The organism is Streptomyces sp. NPDC087428 (assembly GCF_044744085.1).
Lineage (GTDB): Bacteria > Actinomycetota > Actinomycetes > Streptomycetales > Streptomycetaceae > Streptomyces.
Map to the genome: position 1 here is coordinate 379410 of NZ_JBIUXR010000001.1, position 19552 is coordinate 398961.

The 19552-nt window shown below is 70.0% G+C and carries 12 protein-coding genes; 2 read left to right on the top strand and 10 right to left on the bottom strand.

Annotated features, from left to right (window positions below; translation table 11 throughout):
* Positions 1 to 82: 82 nt before the first annotated feature.
* The 4 genes from ACIO3R_RS01770 to ACIO3R_RS01785 all read right to left on the bottom strand — a co-directional run bounded on the left by ACIO3R_RS01770 (position 83) and on the right by ACIO3R_RS01785 (position 9470).
* On the bottom strand, positions 83 to 961 hold the full coding sequence (locus ACIO3R_RS01770; RefSeq protein WP_363029751.1) for an ABC transporter permease: 879 nt from the start codon (positions 959 to 961) through the stop codon (positions 83 to 85).
* Entirely contained in the window at positions 958 to 3621 is a 2664-nt protein-coding gene (locus ACIO3R_RS01775; protein WP_385032277.1) for an alpha/beta fold hydrolase, read from the bottom strand. The genes ACIO3R_RS01770 and ACIO3R_RS01775 overlap by 4 nt, the downstream gene beginning before the upstream one ends.
* A gap of 161 nt (positions 3622 to 3782) precedes the next feature.
* A complete protein-coding gene (locus ACIO3R_RS01780; protein WP_402102251.1) occupies positions 3783 to 4217 on the bottom strand; it encodes an SMI1/KNR4 family protein in 435 nt (144 codons plus the stop codon).
* Between the two features lie 30 nt (positions 4218 to 4247).
* The gene (locus tag ACIO3R_RS01785) at positions 4248 to 9470 is read right to left on the bottom strand and encodes a DUF6531 domain-containing protein (protein WP_402102254.1); all 5223 of its coding nucleotides are present in this window, start codon (positions 9468 to 9470) and stop codon (positions 4248 to 4250) included.
* Positions 9471 to 9628: 158 nt separating this feature from the next.
* Here ACIO3R_RS01785 and ACIO3R_RS01790 point away from each other — a divergent pair, with 158 nt between their 5' ends.
* Positions 9629 to 10171 carry an AAA family ATPase gene (locus ACIO3R_RS01790; RefSeq protein ID WP_402102257.1) on the top strand — a complete coding sequence of 181 codons (543 nt, stop codon included), beginning with the start codon at positions 9629 to 9631 and terminating at the stop codon, positions 10169 to 10171.
* A 104-nt stretch (positions 10172 to 10275) separates the two neighbouring features.
* Here ACIO3R_RS01790 and ACIO3R_RS01795 read toward each other — a convergent pair whose 3' ends face one another.
* Positions 10276 to 10890 (bottom strand): DUF4291 domain-containing protein, encoded by a 615-nt coding sequence (locus tag ACIO3R_RS01795; RefSeq protein WP_402102260.1) that lies wholly within the window; start codon positions 10888 to 10890, stop codon positions 10276 to 10278.
* Positions 10891 to 11593: 703 nt separating this feature from the next.
* Between ACIO3R_RS01795 and ACIO3R_RS01800 the strand changes: the two genes are divergently transcribed.
* The gene (locus ACIO3R_RS01800; protein ID WP_402102263.1) at positions 11594 to 12982 is read left to right on the top strand and encodes a sporulation protein; all 1389 of its coding nucleotides are present in this window, start codon (positions 11594 to 11596) and stop codon (positions 12980 to 12982) included.
* A 68-nt stretch (positions 12983 to 13050) separates the two neighbouring features.
* Here the strand turns inward: ACIO3R_RS01800 and mmsA are convergent, their stop codons facing one another.
* From mmsA to iolC, 5 genes are read right to left on the bottom strand one after another with little or no spacing between them, the layout of a single operon-like run.
* Positions 13051 to 14550, bottom strand: a complete 1500-nt coding sequence (gene mmsA / locus ACIO3R_RS01805) for a CoA-acylating methylmalonate-semialdehyde dehydrogenase (RefSeq protein ID WP_402102266.1) — start codon at positions 14548 to 14550, stop codon at positions 13051 to 13053.
* Positions 14551 to 14562: 12 nt separating this feature from the next.
* Positions 14563 to 16446, bottom strand: a complete 1884-nt coding sequence (iolD, locus tag ACIO3R_RS01810; RefSeq protein ID WP_402102269.1) for a 3D-(3,5/4)-trihydroxycyclohexane-1,2-dione acylhydrolase (decyclizing) — start codon at positions 16444 to 16446, stop codon at positions 14563 to 14565.
* Positions 16443 to 17324 carry a 5-deoxy-glucuronate isomerase gene (iolB, locus tag ACIO3R_RS01815; RefSeq protein ID WP_385032252.1) on the bottom strand — a complete coding sequence of 294 codons (882 nt, stop codon included), beginning with the start codon at positions 17322 to 17324 and terminating at the stop codon, positions 16443 to 16445. The genes iolD and iolB overlap by 4 nt, the downstream gene beginning before the upstream one ends.
* Positions 17321 to 18250, bottom strand: a complete 930-nt coding sequence (locus ACIO3R_RS01820) for a deoxyribose-phosphate aldolase (RefSeq protein ID WP_402102272.1) — start codon at positions 18248 to 18250, stop codon at positions 17321 to 17323. The genes iolB and ACIO3R_RS01820 overlap by 4 nt, the downstream gene beginning before the upstream one ends.
* Complete coding sequence (iolC, locus tag ACIO3R_RS01825) at positions 18247 to 19425, bottom strand: 5-dehydro-2-deoxygluconokinase (protein ID WP_402102275.1); 1179 nt, start codon at positions 19423 to 19425, stop codon at positions 18247 to 18249. The genes ACIO3R_RS01820 and iolC overlap by 4 nt, the downstream gene beginning before the upstream one ends.
* Positions 19426 to 19552: the final 127 nt, after the last annotated feature.

Here is a 19552-nt window from a genome sequence, read left to right on the forward strand (position 1 = left end):
CGGGGCCGCGGGAGCCGACGAGGACGTTGCGGAAGGATCTCGATGCGGCAACGAAGGGCGGGAGTTCAGCGGAACATCGGGGTCAGGACACGATGTCCTTGCGGCTGAACCCGCGGAAGGCCAGAGCGAACAGGATCAGGGCATACGTCACCGAGACCGCCGCGCCCTTCACCATGCCGCCCCACTCCAGGTCGGGCTGGAGCGCGTCCGCCCAGGCGAACTGCCAGTGGGCGGGCAGGAAGTCGCGCCAGGAGCCGAGCGCGGTGACGGCGTCCAGCACGTTTCCGACGATGGTCAGCCCGACCGCGCCGCCGACCGCTCCCAGCGGGGCGTCCGTCCTGGTCGACAGCCAGAACGCGAGTCCGGCGGTGACGAGTTGGGAGACGAAGATGAACGCGACGACGAGCGCGAGCCGCGGCACGGTGTCCCCGGTCGCGAGCGCGCCGCCGGTGGGCAGTTCGAGCGGCCCCCAGCCGTACGCGGCGGCTCCCGCTGCCAGGGCGACGAGCGGCAGCAGCACCATCGCGGCCAGGCTGAAACCGAGCGCGACGACGAGCTTGCTCCACAGCAGCCGCGCCCGGGGCACGGGCGCCGCCAGCAGATAGCGCAGCGAGGACCAGCTGGCCTCGGAGGCGACGGTGTCGCCGCAGAACAGCGCCACCGGGACCACGAGCAGGAACCCGGCCGAGACGAACAGGCAGGTCGCGGCGAAGTTCGCGGCGGACTGCGTCGCGGTGTCCATCAGGGTGAGCCGGCCGCTGCCCCCGGGCCCGCCGTCCGGGGTGCCGCCGATCGCGAACGCGATGATCAGGATGAACGGCAGCGCGCCCAGCACCCCGCCCATGAGCAGGGTGCGCCGTCTGCGCAGTTGCCGTGCGGCCTCCACCCGCAGCGGGAGGGTGCGCCGGGCGCGGTACCCGGGCGCCTCCGGGGCCTCGGTGACTTCGGCTGCGGTACTCATGCGGAGCCTCCGGAGATCAGGGTGAGGAACGCGTCCTCCAGGCGGCGGTGCGGCCCGACGCCGGTCAACGGCACGTCCAGCCGGACCAGTTCGGCGATGAGCTGCGGTGAGGTCACCCCGTCGAGCCGGACCAGGAGCCCGTGCCCGTCGTCCGTGCGGACCGCGGAGCCGATGCCCGGCAGTGCGGCGATCTTCTCCACGAGGGGTTCGGTGAGCTCGTCCGCCGAGGTGACGAGCAGCATGTCGCCCGAGCCGGTGATCTCGGCGACGGGGCCCGCCTGGACGAGCCGGCCCCGGTCCATGACCACCAGGTGGGTGCAGGACTGTTCGACCTCGGACAGGAGGTGGCTGGAGACGATGACGGTCCGGCCGCCGGCCGCGTACCGGATCATTACGTCGCGCATCTCGCGGATCTGCGGCGGGTCGAGACCGTTGGTCGGTTCGTCGAGGATGAGGAGGTCCGGCATGCCCAGCATGGCCTGGGCGATGGCGAGCCGCTGCCGCATGCCCTGCGAGTACGTGCGGACGGCCCGTGCCAGTGCGTCGCCGAGCCCGGCGATCTCCAGGGCCTCCTCGATGTACGAGTCCGCGGCGGGCCGTCCGGTGGCCCGCCAGTACAGCTCCAGGTTGGCGCGGCCGGACAGGTGCGGCAGGAATCCGGCGCCCTCGACGAAGGACCCGACCCGTGACAGCACGGGTGCCCCGGGCCGGATGGCCCGCCCGAAGACCCGGATCTCTCCGTCGTCGGGGGTGATGAGCCCCATCAGCATGCGCAGCGTGGTGGTCTTCCCCGCGCCGTTGGGTCCCAGCAGCCCGAGCACCTGGCCCTTCTCGACGCGGAAGGACAGTTCCCGGACCGCGTACCGGTCGGCTGATCCGGCGTACTTCTTCGACAGGCCGGTGATCTGGAGCGGTACGTCGGTGAGTACGGGGTCGGGGGCGGGGCCGGCGGTGCGGCGCCGCATGGTGAGCAGCAGGGCGGCGGCGATCACGACGGCGGCGGCCGGCAGCCCCCAGGTCCACCAGGGCAGGGCGGCGGAGGCGGTCGTGAGGCCGGGTGCGGTGGGGACGGTGAGCGGGCCGTCGAGGGAGACGGTGTACGTGGTCGGCGCGGCCGGGGAGGCGTAACCGAGGTCGGTGGCGGCCAGCACGAGCCGGAGCCGGTGCCCGGAGTCGAGTTCGTGGTCGACTACGGGCAGCGTCAGCGTCAGCGGCTTGCCCTGATGGTCGGGGGTGATCCGGTAGGGGGCGACGAGCTGGGAGGGCAGCACCTGCTGCTTGCCGTCCGGCGACACGTCGTACACCTTGCCGAACAGGACCGCGTCGCCGTGCCCCGCCTTCACGTTCACGCGGACGGTCGGCGAGCCGGTGATGCGCAGCGCGGTCTTCAGCGGGGCGGATTCGAAGCGGGCGTTCTGCCCGGGGAAGTCGACGGAGAGCCCGACGCCGAGCGTGGAGAGCTGGGCGAGGCCGCCGCCGGTGCCGGGCACGGCGGAGAGGGCGGGCGGGCTGGAGCCGGCGGGGTTGGCGAACGTCTGCGTCCGCCGTCCCCGCAGCTCGATCCGCTCCTCCCCGCTGGTCAGCCCCGGGTAGGTGGCGCTGCTCGCGCCGCGGGTGAGGGCGGCGCCGTCGGTGGAGTCGATGCCGCCGGTCCGGGTGACGCGGAACCCGGGGCCGGTGTCGGCGCCCTGGTCTCCCTTCAGGTAGCGGTCGAACCAGTTGCCGACCCGCTGCCGCACCCGCTGGGGCTCCTTGTCGCCGCCGTCGTGTCCGCCGGCGACCCAGTCGACGGAGACGGGCGCGCCGTTCGCCTTGATGGCCTTCGCCATGGCGTCGGCCTGTCCGAGCGGGAAGAGGGAGTCGGTCTGCCCCTGCATGATCAGCGTCGGCACCTTGATGCGGTCGGCCACGGCGCTCGGCGACCGCTCGGTGAGCAGCGCGCGGGCGGCGGCGTCCGGTTTCCCATTGACGGCGACCCGCTCGTACATCTCGCAGAGCTGCTTCTCCAGGTTCCGGCAGCCGCCGCCGGTGGTGACGAAGAGGCTGGCCCAGAGTTTCTTGAACACCCCGTCGGGGAACAGCGCGTCGGCGAGGTTCCAGTACGTCATCTCCGGGGCGATGGCGTCGACGCGCCGGTCGTACCCGGCGGCGAGGAGCGAGACCGCTCCGCCGTAGGAGGCGCCGGTGACCCCGACCCTCGGGTCGCCCGCGGCGTCGAGCTGTACCTCGGGCCGGTCCGCCAGCCAGTCGATCAGCCGGGAGACGTCCTTCACTTCGGCGCCGGGTGCGTTGATCGAGGTCTTCCCGCCGGACTTGCCGAAGCCGCGGGCGGACCAGGTCAGCACGGCGTACCCGTCCGCCGCCAGCTTCTGGGCCTGCGCCCGGTTGTCGGCCTTGCTGCCGCCGAAACCGTGCCCGATCAGCACCGCGGGCCGGCGCCGCGAACCGCCGGTGGTGAAGTACGAGGTGTCGATGGACACCCCGTCGATGCGCATCATCCGGTCCTGGCGGTGCACGGCCGGCGAGCTCTCGTCGGCGGTGGCGGTCCAGGTGCCCGCCCCGGCCAGCACGACGAGCGCGGCGACACCGGCCGCCCACCGGCCTCGGTTGCGAGGCAGCAGGCGCCGCCACCGGGACGTACGCGCGTGAGGGGTCTCCATGTGTCGAGCCTAAGCGGGACACCACCCCGCCCACGCTGCCCCCAGGGGGAGGTCCCCGGCCTCCTCAGGGCGTACGGCGATCCCCGGGCGTACTCCGCCTGCGGTATGCCGGCCGGAACGCGCTCGCGGCAGCGGGATACTGCCGCCCCAGGAGCGGCTGCTCAGCGATACCAATCGCCCCCGTCAGAGGCCAGGGCTTGAGAAACATAGGTCGGGAGCGAAGGCGCCACGACACTTCTCTCATCAGTTTCATGATCCCACACAAGGACTTCATCCCCCAGCGCCCCAACTTGAAGAGCGAATTGATCACCACCCCCATTATCACCAAAGAACAGCAGTCGGTCGAAGGGTGCATAGAGTTCGGCGAACTCGCCGCTGTTGCGGAACTCCAGATTAGAATCCGCGATTTGCTGAGTCGACCACACGACATCGGTCCCATATTCGTCAGCCACACCATCGAACTCAACCAGGAGTTGTCGCAAAACAGATGGAAGTGGGTGCCCCAGAATGCTCTCCGCCCTGTAGAGATCAGCCTCACCAGCCGGCTCGCCGACCTCAAGAGTGCTCAGCCAGGGGGAAATCAGCTCCTGCCACACAGTATCTCCTTATTACGCAAATTGAACAGACTATCTAATGCGAGGGCTAAACCAATTTCCAAGCACGTCGTCAACACGAGTGGCGTGATCCAACACTTGCTGCCTCGATGGCGACGGATGAGTACTGTAGAACACATTCCACGATTTACGTATTTCACTAAGATGAACAGAGTTATTGATCGCCCCCTTGGGTATGCCGCGCAAATTTGCAAGCGAGTGAATCTCGTCAGCACTGAAAAGTCCTGGATATTTCTTCAAGATCTGCTGTTCGATAGCGTGATGCACTACGAGCTTACCCTTCAGATGCGGGTAAGCAGAGAAGAACGTCTTCTTGTACTGGTGTGACGCCGAGATTCCCACAGCGGCTGGACGCCGCGTAGGTATTCCACTTCCAAGATGCGGCTGGGAAACACCGCACGGAGGCGCAAGACCGAGAGGATCGATCCCTGTGCGGGGATTGTCAACATAGGTGGTGGGATTGGGTGCCGGGGCAAGCCCGAGTGGGTCGGGACTGAGGTACCGGGCGACCTCGGGGTCGTAGTAGCGGTGAAGATTGTAGTGGTGCCCGGTTTCCAAGTCATGGTATTGGCCGGGGAATCGAAGGGGGGTATAGGCCGTCGCTTCGACAGACCATGTAGTCGTTCCCCACAGTGTCGACCGCTGCTGCCAGGCAACCTCACCTGTCTCATCCACCAGATGGGTCGGGGTGCCAATGAGGTCAGTGACAATTGCGTAGAAGCGGGTGTCGACCTCGGACGCAGACGCGTCCGGCGTAGGTGCGTAGCTCCTGGTTTGGGTGAGTGGGACCAGCCCCGATTCATCATGGTCCCAGGTAAGGGCCTCGGTGCCGGCCCACTCCGTTGATGTGCCGGTCTGCTCGATCAAAGTCGACCAGTGCCAGACAAAGCGCGTCTCCTCGGCCACCGTGCCATCAGCGGCCAGGCGTTGTTTGGCCGTACGGCGACCGAGGGGGTCGTAGCGGTAGACCCAGGTGGAACCGTCAGGGGTTTTTACCTGCGTGAGGCGGTCCTCGGCGTCCCAGGTGTAGCGCCAGGTCTCGGGCTTGGCCGACAGGCGCGTCTTCTGTCGCAGGACCGTCCGACCGGCAGCGTCGTACTCGTAGCGGAACTTGCCGGCTTTCTGGACACGAGTTCCGGTGTAGGTGCGTTCGCCGATCGCGTCTGTACCGGGATGCCCAGGGGGCCAGACGGCCTGAGTCTGGTTGCCAGCCTCATCGTAGGCGTACGACTCCGACCACTTGTCGCCCTCGATACGCGTCACCCGTCCGTTCCCGGTCAGCGTGTGGCGTATGGGTCCGGTGATGCCGTCGTCGATGCCGATGAGGCGCCCGTCGGGGCGCCAGGCGTAAGTACGTTGCAGCAGGCTCATGTGCTGCGCGCCGATGGTGTACGACTCCCCCAGTGGACGGCTCAGCGGATCCCAGGACTGCGCCCGGGAGAGACCGTTGCTCCAGCGATGGCCAGTGACGCGACCCGCTGCGTCGCGCGTGACGCCGAGGTCTCGCCCCTGGGCCGTGAGGGAGGAGCGGTTGCCTGCCGCGTCGTAGGCGTAGAGGGTCTGCGTTCCCGCCGGTGTTCGGCGCGCGATGAGTTGGCCGGCCGCGTCATAGGTGAGGTGGAGCGTGCGGCCGTCGACGGTCTCGCAGAGAAGGCGCCCTGACGCGTCATACTGACGTGTCACATCAGCGTCCGGGCCCGTTGCTTGCAGGAGTTGGCCGGACGGAGTCCAGCGGAAACGAGAGACAAGGCCGGCAGCGTCCTGCCGGATGAGTCGGCCCAGGGCGTCGTACATGTAGTGAATCTGCTGGCCGGAGGAGTCGATCCGGGTCTTCAGTTGACCGACCGAGTCGTACGCGTAGGTCAGAGTGCGTTGGTCGAAGTCCGTTTCCGAGATGAGGTGTCCACCGGAGTCGTACACATAATCCCAGTGCAGGCCCAGCGAATCAGTAACCCGGGTGAGCCGTGCCTCGGCATCGTAGGTGAACGTGTGACGCCCGCCGTCGGGGTCGGTACGGGCGGTGAGCAGGTCGAAGTGGGTGTACTCGTACTGGATCACACCGCCGTTCGCGTCGGTGTGCGCGAGGCAGTTCCCTTCACCGTCGTACGCCCAGTGCTCTGCTGTGCCGTCCGGTGCGGTTCGGCTCAGGAGTTGGCCCTCGACGGACCATCGGTAACAGGTCGTGCCGCCCAGGGAATCGGTTGCAGCCGAGATGCGTCCGAAAGCGTCCCTCTGCATATGAGTTGTAGCGCCGAGCGCATCAGTAATTTCGACGGGGAGGCCTGCCGCGTCGCACCGCACGCGCGTGATCCGGCCCAGCGGATCGGTGATGGCGAGCAAGCCCCCGAAGGAGTCGTGCAGGTATCGAACGGTGCTGCCCAGCGGATCCGTGGTCGAAGTGCGGTTGCCCTTGGCGTCGAAGGTCTGTAGCCATACCGCACCATCGGGCTCGGTGACCGAAACGGGGTTGCCATGTGGGTCTCGGATGACAACGGTGACGCTGTCATCCGGTCGGACAAGGTGGCTCAGCCAGCCGGCCGCGTCGTAGCTGAGGCTGGTGGTACGGCCGATCGCATCTGCCTCAGCGAGGGTGCGCCCAGCCTCGTCATAGCTGGTGCGGGTGATGGCGCCGTTGGGGTCGATCTCGGCCACGACCAGGTGCCGGTGGTCGATCAGGGAGTGGGAGACGGCCCCGTTCGCCGAGGTCAGGGTGGTGGTCTTCAGGCCGGGGAAGTCCGGGTGGGCGCCGTCGTAGGCGAGGTGGAGGGTGAAGTGACCTCCTTCGCCGCCTTCCGCGACGACCCGGTCCTGATCGTCGTAGTCATAGGTGTAGGAGCGGTTGTTGGTATCGGTCCAGGCGGTGATGCGGCCTGCCGGGTCGTTGGTGAAGCGGAGCGGGAGACCGGAGGAGTTCGTGGTCGTGCTGAGGTGTCCGGCGGTGTAGCCGTAGCCCATGACCGGGATGTCGCCGAGGTGCAGGGCGGTGATCCGGCCGTCCGCAGCGGTCAGCCGTAGGCGGTAGCCACCGCTGTGGCGTATTTCCAGCGGGGTGCCGTCAGCGGTGTAGCTGAGGGTGATGCGGTTGCCGTTACGGTCGGCGATCTCCGTGAGCGGTGCCGGCCCTTCGCGGTGCGGGGTGAAGGTGCGGACGTGGCCGGTTTCGGGATCGGTGACGGTGTAGGTGCCGTCCGCTGCCCGCAGCAGGGGCCAGCGCGGGCCGTCCCCCGGTACCGCCTCGACACCCGGTGCCGCGTGCGGGTAGGCCAGGAGCAAGCCGTCCTCGGTGAAGAAGACGACTCCCTGTTCATCGAACTCCAGGCGCTGGTCGGCGGTCGAGGCCCAGCCGGGTCCGAACCATCGGCCGCCCCGGTAGCCGGAGTCGGCGCGCCGGGAGAAAGCCAGGGGAAGCACTCCTGGCAGCTCGATGTCGGTCTGGGGGAGAAACATGCGTCCGGTGGCCAGGTCCACCGGGTCGGTGCGGCCGTGGCGTATGCGGTCCCGGGTGCGGGCGAACAGGCCGCGCCCGCGCCGGGCCGCGTTGCGGGCCCAGGCCATCGCCTCGCGTTCGGCGATCCTGACCGCGACCCGCTCCGCCACCGGGGCCAGCAGCCGCGAGCCCGCCATCATGAGCAGATCACCCATGATCGACTCACCCAGCAGCAGTTCGAGAGGCATACCGAACGGGCCGGCGAACATCAGCAGCGCCATCAGCAGCACCGGAGCCAACTGGACGATCTTCTCCAGGAGGAAGGTCGCCGGCCGGTACTGGTCGAACACACCTCCCTCCGGGGGGAAATGGCCGGAACGCGACCACAGCCAGGCACCGGCCAGAAGAGCCCCCGCCAGCGTCACCACCCGCAGCATCGACGCCGCGTGCCGCTCGGCGAGCGTCTCAAGGCGCGCCGCACGCAGTCCGCGTACCGTGAGCACAAGGCGGATGAATCCCAGCAGCAGCCCGGCCAGGCCCGCGGCGACCAACAGTTGCCAGCCGGTTCCCGTGGTGAAGGACTCCTCCCAGTCCTTGGCCCGGGGGAAGGCCCGCACCGCCATCAGGACACCGGCCGGTATCAGCAACAGCGCACTGACGACCAGCAGGGCCTTCTCCCACCACGGCAGGCGCCCACGACGGGCACGGAGCTGCCGCCAGATCTGCCGGACCCCGATTCCCTTCCAGGCCGGCTCACTCGTGACCGCATCCATCCGTTCCGTCTGCCGGGTGACCAACTCGCGCAGGGCCCGCAGACGTTCGGGGTCGACGCGGGGGTGCACCGCGGCGTAGAGCAGGGTGCGCCGCTGCCGGGCGTATCCCAGCGCCACCGCAGCGGTCCAGGGCAGTCGCAGCAGAGCGAAGTTCGCCAGCGCCGCACCCGCCGGGGTCCCCTCCCGTTCCGCGGCGAGCCGGACGGCCGGCTCCAGGCGCGTGCCCCGGCGTCCGGCGCGGAGGTCCCAGAGCGCAGCCAGGGCCAGACAGACCAGTACCGTCCACCAGCCGGCCGCCGCCAGGCGGTCGTACCACTCCAGTTGCCAACCGTCCGAACCCTGCTGCTCGGCGGCGTAGTTGACCACCATGTGCTGGGAAATCGCCAGTGCGAGCGGTACCAGTCCGGCCAGCCGGGCCCACCAGGCTCGCCCGAGCAGAAACAGCCCCACCCCCAGGCCCCCGAGCACCGACCACACCACATGATGCTCAGCCGTGATGCTCACATCGAAGCTCCCCAGCGCCACCGTGCCCACCGGCGCGGGAAACCAGTGCCCCAGCAGCTCAGGGAATCCCGCGACGAACGGCGCCGAGAAACCGCTGCCCACCATCCAGCCGCCCTCCACCGGGCGCACCACCGCATCCGGTGCCAACGCGTACTGAGCAACGGCCTCCACCAGCCCGAAGCCCGCCCCGACGGCACCACCCAGCACGGCGAAGTCCGACATACCCCACTGCATTCGCCCACGCAACGTCCAGCAGGCCAGCAGAAGGGGAGCGATCTTCAGCAGCTCCTCGGCCACCGGCGCCGTCGTCCACATCACCGTGCCCAGCACGTCATGAAGCGAACTCCCCTCGGAGGCCGCCAGCCGCCGCGCCACGAACAGTTCGACCAACACCGAAGCGACACCACTGCCATAGGCGCCAACACCGAGGGCCAGCAGCACCGTCGACCATCGCACCGTACGAACCGGCCAGGAGAGCAGCAGCAACTGCAGCACACCCCACACCGACGCCGCCGCCATCCAGAACGCCACGCCCACCCCTCACCGAATATTTGCATACGCACACGCAAATGCCTGGGCAGATTAGATGATGCGAGCCGCAGAGTTCAAGACCCGCGGCGAATACGGCGGAAACCAACTGCCCGCGTAATCCCGTCGCGCCGCTCCGGCCTGGCTGGCACCCTGCCCGCATGGCTCATTCAGAGGTGCTGCTCATCGGCGGACGCGCGGGCGTGGGGAAGACGACCGCGGCCTGGGAGGTGTCGGCGCGGCTGCGGGAGGCCGGGACCCCGCACACGGTCATCGACGGCGACTTCATGGGCCAGGTCCACCCGGCGCCGGAGAACGACCCGCACCGCGCGCAGATCACCGAACGGAACCTGACGGCGGTCTGGTCCAACTTCGCGGACCTGGGGCACCGTCGCCTCATCTACACGAACACGGTCAGTGTGCTGGCCGAGTCGGCGCCCATGTTCGAGCGGGCGATGGGCGCCGGCGTACGGATCGTACGGATCCTGCTCACCGCGTCCGACGAGACGACGGCCCAGCGTCTGACCGGCCGCGAAATCGGTTCGGAGCTGGAGCACGAACTGCGCCGCAGCGCCCGCAAGGCCCGTCTGCTCGACGAACAGGCCCCGGCGGACACGGTCAGGGTGGCGACGGACGGGCGGACGGTGGTGGACATCGCGCACGAGATCGTGGCGGCGACGGGGTGGGGGGCCGGAGCCGCCTGACGGATCTGACCGCACCCTCCGCAGGCGACCTCGATGTACGGGACAGCCCTCAGGCCATGGGCCAGGAGCCACCCCTTTGCCCCCTCGAAGGCTTCACCGCCCGGTCAGGAACCCGCTCGTGCCGACGCGAGGACGGTCGGTGCGGCGGGTGCGGGGTACGGCGCCTCCTGCGGCAGGAGCCGGGCCGCCGCGTCGTGCCGGCCCGCCCGGACCAGTTCGTGGATCTCCCGGGCCAGTGGGGTGACGTCGCGGACCGACACCGTCCACTCGTCCGCGTAGCGCCGCGCCGCCTCACCCGCGAGGCCGAGTTGGAGGGAGCGGTACGGGAGGCGGTTCAGGTGCAGGTCGCGTTCGGGGTCCCACTGCACGCGGGCCGGGGCACGGCGCAGGGTGCGCCGCCAGGTGGCGAGGTCGGGGTGCACGCCCCGTTCGTAGTGCGAGAGTTCGGCGTTCGACAGGGCCCAGTCGAAGCCCTCGCGGGTGATCTCGACGGCCAGGACCGTCTCCTGGCCCTCCTTCATCGCCCAGCCGCAGCGGTACATCATCCACAGGAAACTCGGCTTGATCCATGTCATGCGGTCGCGCTTCCAGGTGGGCGGGAAGCGCCCGTCGCGGGCGGCGGGGAGACCGAGGGACGGGGAGTACGCCTGGTAGACGGTGACGGTCGTGTCGGTGTGCAGCGCGCGGATCTCGTGCTGCGGCGGGGTCGGTGCGGTCATGGCCTCATCACAGCACCGCCGGTGCGCAGTCGGCGAACGGGTTTCCGTGCGGCCGCTTCGTGTGCCACCGGCGGACACTGACATTCGTCATACGGAGGTCAGTACACCTGGCCCTGCCGCGCACCCGGGTCCGGCGGCCAGTCTGTACGTGTCGAGAGCGGGAGCCGTGGGGGCGGCCAGCACCGGGTCCTGACCGTCCAGGAACCACCGCAGGACTCACGAACCACTGCAGGGCCGCCCCGGGGGAGCGGCCCTGCAGTTCTGTTCGGGTCCGGGAGCGGTGGGCGCCGCTGTCGCGGGCCGCTGCCACCCGGTGGAACTACTTTCGGGAGGAGCGCGAGAAGATCAGATAGAGAATGAATCCCATCGGAAGGTGAACTTCCAGCGTCGCCGCCGGAGAGAGAACCACCGATAACTCGATCAGGTCGAACATTTTCGGACCTCCGTCTCAGAATGCTCCGACGCCTCAGGGGCGTTCCGGGCAGTTCCATCGACTTCGCGGCCTCTTCGGCCTGCGATCCCGGACAGCTCGGATCCCTCGGCCTGCACGGCGTTCACGGTCTCGACGGCCCGTACGGGGCTTGATGTCCCCATGACAGCGCGGGAGCACGGAAGCGCGCAGGGCTCACAAGGGGGCTCACAACTCGCCGGCCCTGCCTGTGGAGCCCGTGGCGTCGGTACGCTGCGAAAGAAAGGAGGCGGAATGACGGAAGCCCGGAGAAACGAACGCCAGGGAAATCCAAGCCTTGAGGAGATCGTCGCCCAATCGGGTGCGAGCCATAAGCGACTTGCCCACCGGGTGAACGAACTCGCCTCCCGAGAAGGACAGTCCACCCAGTACACCCACACGTCCGTGGCGAACTGGTGCCGCCGCGGCATGGTCCCGAAGCCGCCGACCCCGCGGCTCCTCTGCATCGCCCTGTCCGAGCTGCTGGGCAGACCGGTGTCCCTCGCGGAGATCGGGATGCAGAGCGCGGAACATGACACGAGCGGACTGGGCCTGGAGTTCGCCCGTCACCAGGACGACGCAGTGAACGAAGCATCAGCCTATTGGAGCGCTGTGAACCGCCGTCAGTTCCTCACCAGCCAGACGTTCGCCATCTCCGCCTTCGCCACCCCGTTCACCCGCTGGCTCATCGATCCGGCGGACACCACCCGGGCACGCACCACCGCCGGGCCGTCCGTCGACCGGGAGCACATCGCGGAGCTCAGGGAGGCCGCTGACAGCGCCCGTCTGTGGGACTCCCGCTTCGGCGGGGCGAACAGGAAGTCGACGTCCCTCACGGAGTACCTGTACGGGCGCGTCGCACCGCTGCTCCGCGGCAGCTACTCCGAGTCGGTGGGGCGTGATCTGTTCCGGGTCACCGCGGAGATGGCGCGGCTGGCCGGGTGGACGGCCTTCGACGCGGGACAGCACAGCGTCGCCCAGCGTCACTTCATCCAGGCGTTACGGCTGGCACGGGCCGGGGGCGACGCCGATCTGGGCGCGTACATCCTCACCACCATGGCGATGCAGTCGCTGATGCGCGGCTTCACCTCGGAGGCCATCGACATGGCCCAGGGCGCGTACCAGCGCGGGAACACCCTCGATCCGCGGGTGGCGGGTTTCGCCAAACTGATCGAGGCCCGGTCGCACGCCCGCGCGGGCGACGAACGGGCGACGAGCGCGTGCATCGCGCAGTCGGAGCGGCTGGCGGCACGCGGCGCGGGCAGCGAGGGACCCGCCTGGATCGGGTTCTTCAACCAGCAGCGGATCATCACCGACGCGACCGAGGCCTTCCGTGACCTCGGCAACCACCGGGCCACCTTCGCCTGGAACGCCATCGGCCCCATGCCGTCGGACGCGTTCGCCCGCTCGCGGAGCGTCCGGCTGTCGGTCCTGGCATCGGCACACGCCCAGAACGGCGACCTCGCCCAGAGCCTGCACCTGGGACGCGAGTCGCTGCACCTCTTCACCCGGCTGGGGAGCCTGCGCGGAATGGAGTACCTGCGCGTCTACGGCCGTTCGCTGGAGCCGTGGCGCAGGGACCCGCAGGTCGTCACCTACCTGTCGGACGTCAGGAAGGCGACGCGCTCGCTGACGGTCGCCTGAACCGGGTCCCGGGCAGGGAACCGGCCGGGAGCGGGGTGCGCTCCCGGCCGGATTCATGGACCTGCCGATCAGTGGTTGCTGGGGAAGCCCAGGTCCACGCCGGCCGGGGCGTCGGCCGGGTCCGGCCAGCGGGTCGTGGTGACCTTGCCGCGGGTGTAGAAGTGCACCCCGTCGTTGCCGTAGATGTGGTGGTCACCGAAGAGCGAGTCCTTCCAGCCCCCGAAGGAGTGGTAGCCCACCGGCACCGGGATCGGGACGTTGACGCCGACCATCCCGGCCTCGATCTCCAGCTGGAAGCGGCGGGCGGCGCCGCCGTCGCGGGTGAAGATCGCGGTGCCGTTGCCGTACGGCGAGGCGTTCATCAGCGCGACGCCCTCCTCGTACGTGTCGACACGCAGCACGCACAGGACCGGGCCGAAGATCTCGTCCTTGTACGCGTCCGAGTCGGTCGAGACGTTGTCGAGGAGGGAGAGGCCGATCCAGTGGCCGTCCTCGAAGCCCTCGACCGTGTGGCCGGTGCCGTCGAGGACGACGTCGGCGCCCTGGGCCGCGGCGCCCGTCACGTAGGAGGCGACCTTGTCGCGGTGGACGGCCGTGATCAGCGGGCCCATCTCGGACGCCGGGTCGTTGCCGGGGCCGATCTTGATCTTCTCGGCGCGGTCCTTGATGCGGGCGACGAGGTCGTCGGCGATCGCACCGACGGCGACGACCGCGGAGATCGCCATGCAGCGCTCGCCGGCGGAGCCGTAAGCGGCCGAGACCGCGGCGTCGGCGGCGGCGTCGAGGTCCGCGTCCGGAAGCACCAGCATGTGGTTCTTCGCACCGCCCAGCGCCTGGACGCGCTTGCCGTTGGCGGAGGCGGTGGCGTGGATGTAGCGGGCGATCGGGGTCGACCCGACGAACGAGACGACGGAGACGTCCGGGTGGTTCAGCAGCCCGTCGACGGCGACCTTGTCACCGTGCAGGACGTTCAGGACGCCGTCCGGCAGACCCGCCTCCGACGCCAGCTCGGCCAGCAGGTTGGCGGCCGACGGGTCCTTCTCGCTGGGCTTGAGCACGAACGTGTTGCCGCAGGCGATGGCGAGCGGGAACATCCACATCGGCACCATGGCCGGGAAGTTGAACGGCGTGATGCCGGCGACGACACCGATCGACTGGCGGATCGAGGAGACGTCGACGCGGTTGGACACCTGAGTCGACAGCTCGCCCTTGAGCTGGGTGGTGATGCCGCAGGCCAGCTCGACGATCTCCAGACCGCGGGCCACCTCGCCCAGCGCGTCGGAGTGCACCTTGCCGTGCTCGGCGGTGATCAGCGCGGCGATCTCGTCCCGGTGGGCGTCCAGCAGCGCGCGGTAGCGGAACAGGATCGCCGTACGGGCGGACAGCGAGGACGTGCCCCACGTCACGTACGCGTCCTTCGCCGCGGCCACCGCGGCGTCGACCTCGTCCGGGGAGGCAAGCGCGACCTGGGTGGTGACGGCGCCGGTGGCCGGGTCGGTGACCGGGCCGTAGTTGCCCGACGCGCCCTCGACGGTCTTGCCACCGATCCAGTGGTTGACGGTCTTCATGCTGTGACTCCTTCAGAGGTGGCTGCGGCGGTCGGTGACGTGACGTTCGTACTCTTCCCGGGCTCTTGCCGCCGACGGGCGAGTGGCCGTCTCGGCCACGGGAACATCCCACCACGCCTGTGCCGGAGGGGGCCCCGACACTGTGTCTGCCGTTTCGGTCTCGACGTAGACACAAGTGGGACGGTCGGCGGTACGGGCATCGGCGAGGGCTTCCCGCAGGTCACGCACCGTGCCGGCGCGCAGCACCCGCATACCGAGGGACGCGGCGTTCGCCGCGAGGTCGACGGGGAGCGACGGGCCGGTGAAGCCGCCGTCCGCCGACCGGTGGCGGTAGGCCGTACCGAAGCGTTCGGCGCCGACGGACTCGGAGAGCCCGCCGATCGACGCGTACCCGTGGTTCTGCAGGACGACCAGTTTGACGGGCAGGTTCTCCTGGACCGCGGTGACGATCTCGGTCGGATTCATGAGGTACGTGCCGTCGCCGACGAGCGCCCAGACCGGGCTGTCGGGGGCGGCCAGCTGGACGCCGATCGCGGCGGGGATCTCGTATCCCATGCAGGAGTAGCCGTACTCGACGTGGTACTGGCGCGGCGACCGGCTCCGCCAGAGCTGGTGCAGGTCACCGGGGAGCGAACCGGCCGCGTTGATCAGGATGTCGTCGTCGGTGACCAGTTCGTCGAGGAGCCCGAGGACCTGGGCCTGGGTGGGGCGGGCGTCCGGGTCGGGGGCGGCGTACGCGGCGTCGACGCGGCGCTCCCAGCGGGCCTTGGCACCGGTGTACTCGCTCACGTACGCGGCGTCGGTACGGTGGCCGTCGCCGCCGGCCTGCGCGGTGGTGAGGGCTTCGAGCCCGGCGCGGGCGTCGGCCACGAGCGGGAGTGCGCCGAGCTTGTGGGCGTCGAAGCCCGTGATGTTGAGGTTGAGGAAGCGGACGTCCGGGTTCGCGAAGAGGGTCGCCGACGCGGTGGTGAAGTCGGTGTAGCGGGTGCCGACCCCGATCACCAGGTCCGCGGTGCGCGCCAGGGCGTCGGCGGTCGCGGTGCCGGTGTGGCCGATGCCCCCGACGTCGGCGGGGTGGTCGTGGCGCAGGGAGCCCTTGCCCGCCTGGGTCGTGGCGACGGGGATCCCGGTGGCGGTGGCGAAGGCGGTCAGGGCCTCCTCGGCCGCGCTGTGACGGACCCCGCCGCCCGCCACGATCAGCGGCCGGCGGGCGGCCCGCAACGCCCGGACCGCCCGGTCGAGTTCACCCGGATCGGGGGCCGGTCTGCGTACGTGCCAGACGCGTCTCGCGAAGAACTCGGCCGGCCAGTCGTACGCCTCGGCCTGGACGTCCTGCGGCAGCGCGAGCGTGACCGCGCCGGTCTCCGCCGGGTCGGTGAGGACCCGCACGGCCCGGAGCGCGGCCGGGATCAGCGCCTCGGGGCGGTTGATCCGGTCGAAGTAGCGGGAGACGGGGCGCAGGCAGTCGTTGACCGAGACGTCGCCCTGGGAGGGGACCTCCAGTTGCTGGAGCACGGGCTCGGCGGGGCGGGTCGCGAAGGTGTCGCCGGGCAGCAGCAGGACCGGGAGGTGGTTGATGGTGGCGAGGGCCGCACCGGTGACGAGGTTGGTGGCGCCCGGACCGATGGAGGTGGTGACGGCGTGCGCGGAGAGCCGGCCGGACTGGCGGGCGTACCCGACGGCCGCATGCACCATGGCCTGCTCGTTGCGGCCCTGGAGGTAGGGCATGGCTGGCCCGGCCTCCAGGAGGGCCTGCCCGACGCCCGCGACGTTGCCGTGGCCGAAGATCCCCCAGGTGGCGCCGATCAGCCGGTGGTGGCTGCCGTCGCGCTCCGTGTACTGCACGGCGAGGAAGTCAACCAGTGCCTGCGCGGTGGTGAGGCGGCGCGTACTCACGCGTGGTCCTCCGGTCCGTGGAGCGGGAGCCTGGGGTCCATGGGCTGGGACGGCCAGGTGTCGCGGATCCAGCCGTGGTCGGGGTGGTCGCGGATCAGCCACCGCCGCTCCTCCCCCGGGCCCGCCATCACGTTCAGGTAGTACAGCGTGCGGCCGGGCGCGGCGATGGACGGGCCGTGCCAGCCGTCCGGGATGAGGACCGCGTCGCCGCTGCGGACCTCGGCCAGGACGTCCGTACCACCGGGGCGGGACGGGGACACCCGGTGGTAGCCGAGGCCGTCGTCCGCCACCTCGAAGTAGTAGATCTCTTCGAGGACGGACTCCTCGCCGGGGTGGTGCTCGTCGTGCTTGTGCGGCGGGTAGGAGGACCAGTTGCCGCCGGGGGTGAGGACCTCGACGGCGATCAGCCGGTCGCAGTCGAAGGTGTCGGCGGCGGCGAAGTTGTGGACCTGGCGCGAGCAGTTGCCTGCGCCGCGCAGCTCAATGGGTACCTCCGGCGCGGGGCCGTAGCGAGCGGGGAGTCGTCGCTCGCACCTCGCTCCTGCCAGGGCGAAGCGGCCGCCTGCGCCGGAGGCGATCTGTGCATGGGCGTCACGCGGTACGTACGCGAAGTCGGATACCCCGCTGAACACGCTCTTCCGGCCCAGCAGTTCAAAGATCTCATCTGAGATGTGCACCGTACAGGCACCGGTCAACGGCAGCACGATCCACTCGCTCTCTCCGGTGACAAGTGTGTGAACACCTCCCGGTTCGAGCTCCAGCACGCGAAGGCTCGACCGTTCCCAGCCGGCCTGTTCCGGACCGATGTCGAGGGCGTAGGGACCGCGCGCCGCGCTGCCGGCGGTCACGTGGTACCTCGGTTCTCCGTGCATGCTCATTCCCCTTCCCTACCCGTTTCCCCACCCGTCGTGCCCGGTTCGAGCAGTGATACGGCCGTGTCGACCGCGGCGCCCACGTCCCCGTCGGACGGGTAGAGCAGCGACCGCCCCACCACCAGCCCCCGGACGGTCGGCAGCCGCAGCGCGGTGCGCCATCGCTCGTACGCGGCGTCCTGGTCCCCGCCCACCTCGCCGCCCAGCAGCACGGCGGGCAGCGTGGAACTCTCCATGACCTGCGCCATGTCCTCGGGCTTCTCGGTGACGGGGACCTTGAGCCAGGTGTACGCGGAGGTGCCGGCGAGTCCGGAGGCGATGGCGATGGAGGTGCTCACCGCGGCGGCGCTCAGGTCGTTGCGGACCTTGCCGCCGGTGCGGCGGCAGAGGAACGGTTCGACGAAGACGGGCAGCCGGTGCGCGGCCATGGCGTCGATCGCGCGGGCGGTGGTGTGCATCGTGTCGAGGGAGCCGGGGTCGTGGTAGTCGATGCGCAGCAGGAGCTTGCCCGCGTCGAAGCCGAGCCGGGCGAGGTCCTCCGGGCGGTGGCCGGTGAACCGGTCGTCCAGCTCGAAGGCGGCACCGGCCAGCCCGCCCCGGTTCATCGAGCCGATGACGACCTTGCCCTCCAGTGCGCCCAGGAGCAGCAGGTCGTCGAGGATGTCGGCGGTGGCGAGGACTCCGTCGACCCCGGGTCGGGAGAGCGCCAGGCAGAGCCGGTCCAGCAGCTCGAAGCGGTTGGCCATGGCGAGTTCGCGCTCGCCGACGGCGAGGGAGCCGCGGGCCGGATGGTCGGCGGCGATGATCAACAGCCGCCCGCTGCTGCCGACGAGCGGCCGTCTGCGCCGCCGGGCGGCGGCCTCTGCGACGGCTTCCGGATGGCGCATGCGCAGGTGGACGAGGTCGGAGACGGACGAGGCCGGGGCCGTCATGAGGCCGCCCCTGATTCGGTGGGGGTGGTCGCAGCGGTGGGGGTACCGGCGCCCTCGGGTCGGGGCGTGGCGGTGACGGAGCCCGCGGCGAGGGCCGCCTCGACCTCGTACGGGAACGGCATCGCGGAGGAGCAGGCGAGCCTGGAGGCGACGATGGCGCCGGCCGCGTTGGCGTACCGCATGATGCGCTCGGTCTCCCAGCCGGCGAGCAGACCGTGGCAGAGCGCGCCGCCGAACGCGTCGCCGGCGCCCAGACCGTTGACCACCTCCACGGGGAGCGGCGGGACATCGGCCACCGTGCCGTCGCGGTGGACCGCGAGGACGCCCGCAGGGCCCTGTTTGACGACGGCCAGCTCGACCCCGGCGGCGAGAAGGGCGCGGGCCGCGGCGTACGGTTCGCGCTCGCCGGTCGCGATCTCGCACTCGTCGAGGTTGCCCACGGCCACGGTGGCGTGGGCGAGTGCCGCGCGGTAGCGCGCGGAGGCGACGGGGTGGGGCGGGCTGTGCGGCGGGGTGCCGGGTGAGGAATCGGGTGGGGTGTCCGGGCTGGTCTTCGTTGCGGTGTCCGGTGGGGTGTCCGGGCTGGCCTTCGTTGCGGTGTCCGGTGGGGTGTCCGGGCTGGTCTTCGTTGCGGTGTCCGGTGGCGCGTCCCAGAACATCGGGCGCCAGTCGAGGTCGAAGACGGTGATGCCCGAACGGTTCCTGGCCCGCAGCGCGGCGAGCGTCGCGGAGCAGCTGGGTTCGGCGCAGAGTCCGGTGCCGGTCATCCAGAAGACCCGGGCGGATCCCACCGCCTCCAGATCCAGTTCCGACGTGTGGATCTCCAGGTCCGGGGCCTTGGGCTGCCGGTAGAAGTAGAGCGGGAAGTCGTCGGGCGGGAAGATCTCGCAGAAGGTGACCGGGGTCGGGTACGCGTCGACGGCCGTCACCCACCGGTCGTCCACCCCGAACTCCCTGAGCTGCTGGTGGAGGTACTCCCCGAACGCGTCCTGCCCCGTCCGGGTCACCACCGCCGCGCGCCGGCCGAGACGGGCCGCCGCGACGGCGACGTTGGTGGGCGAACCGCCGAGGAACTTCCCGAAGGCGTCCACCCTGGCGAGCGGCAGGCCCGTCTGCAAGGGGTAGAGATCCACTCCGATCCGGCCCATGGTGATCACGTCGTACGGCTCAGGCATCTGTGTCCCTTCGACGACCGGTGCGGCAGTTGGCGGACGCAACTGCCGCCCCCGGTCTAACTCCTCCCCGGAATACTGTCAATGATTAGTCCGGACATACGGACTAATGCTTGACACTCGTCTCCCC

Coding starts and splice junctions, on each gene's coding strand:
- ACIO3R_RS01770 (WP_363029751.1), bottom strand. CDS start 961: ATGAGTACCGCAGCCGAAGTCACCGAGGCCCCGGAGGCGCCCGGGTAC.
- ACIO3R_RS01775 (WP_385032277.1), bottom strand. CDS start 3,621: ATGGAGACCCCTCACGCGCGTACGTCCCGGTGGCGGCGCCTGCTGCCT.
- ACIO3R_RS01790 (WP_402102257.1), top strand. CDS start 9,629: ATGGCTCATTCAGAGGTGCTGCTCATCGGCGGACGCGCGGGCGTGGGG.
- ACIO3R_RS01795 (WP_402102260.1), bottom strand. CDS start 10,890: ATGACCGCACCGACCCCGCCGCAGCACGAGATCCGCGCGCTGCACACC.
- ACIO3R_RS01800 (WP_402102263.1), top strand. CDS start 11,594: ATGACGGAAGCCCGGAGAAACGAACGCCAGGGAAATCCAAGCCTTGAG.
- mmsA (WP_402102266.1), bottom strand. CDS start 14,550: ATGAAGACCGTCAACCACTGGATCGGTGGCAAGACCGTCGAGGGCGCG.
- iolB (WP_385032252.1), bottom strand. CDS start 17,324: ATGAGCATGCACGGAGAACCGAGGTACCACGTGACCGCCGGCAGCGCG.
- ACIO3R_RS01820 (WP_402102272.1), bottom strand. CDS start 18,250: ATGACGGCCCCGGCCTCGTCCGTCTCCGACCTCGTCCACCTGCGCATG.
- iolC (WP_402102275.1), bottom strand. CDS start 19,425: ATGCCTGAGCCGTACGACGTGATCACCATGGGCCGGATCGGAGTGGAT.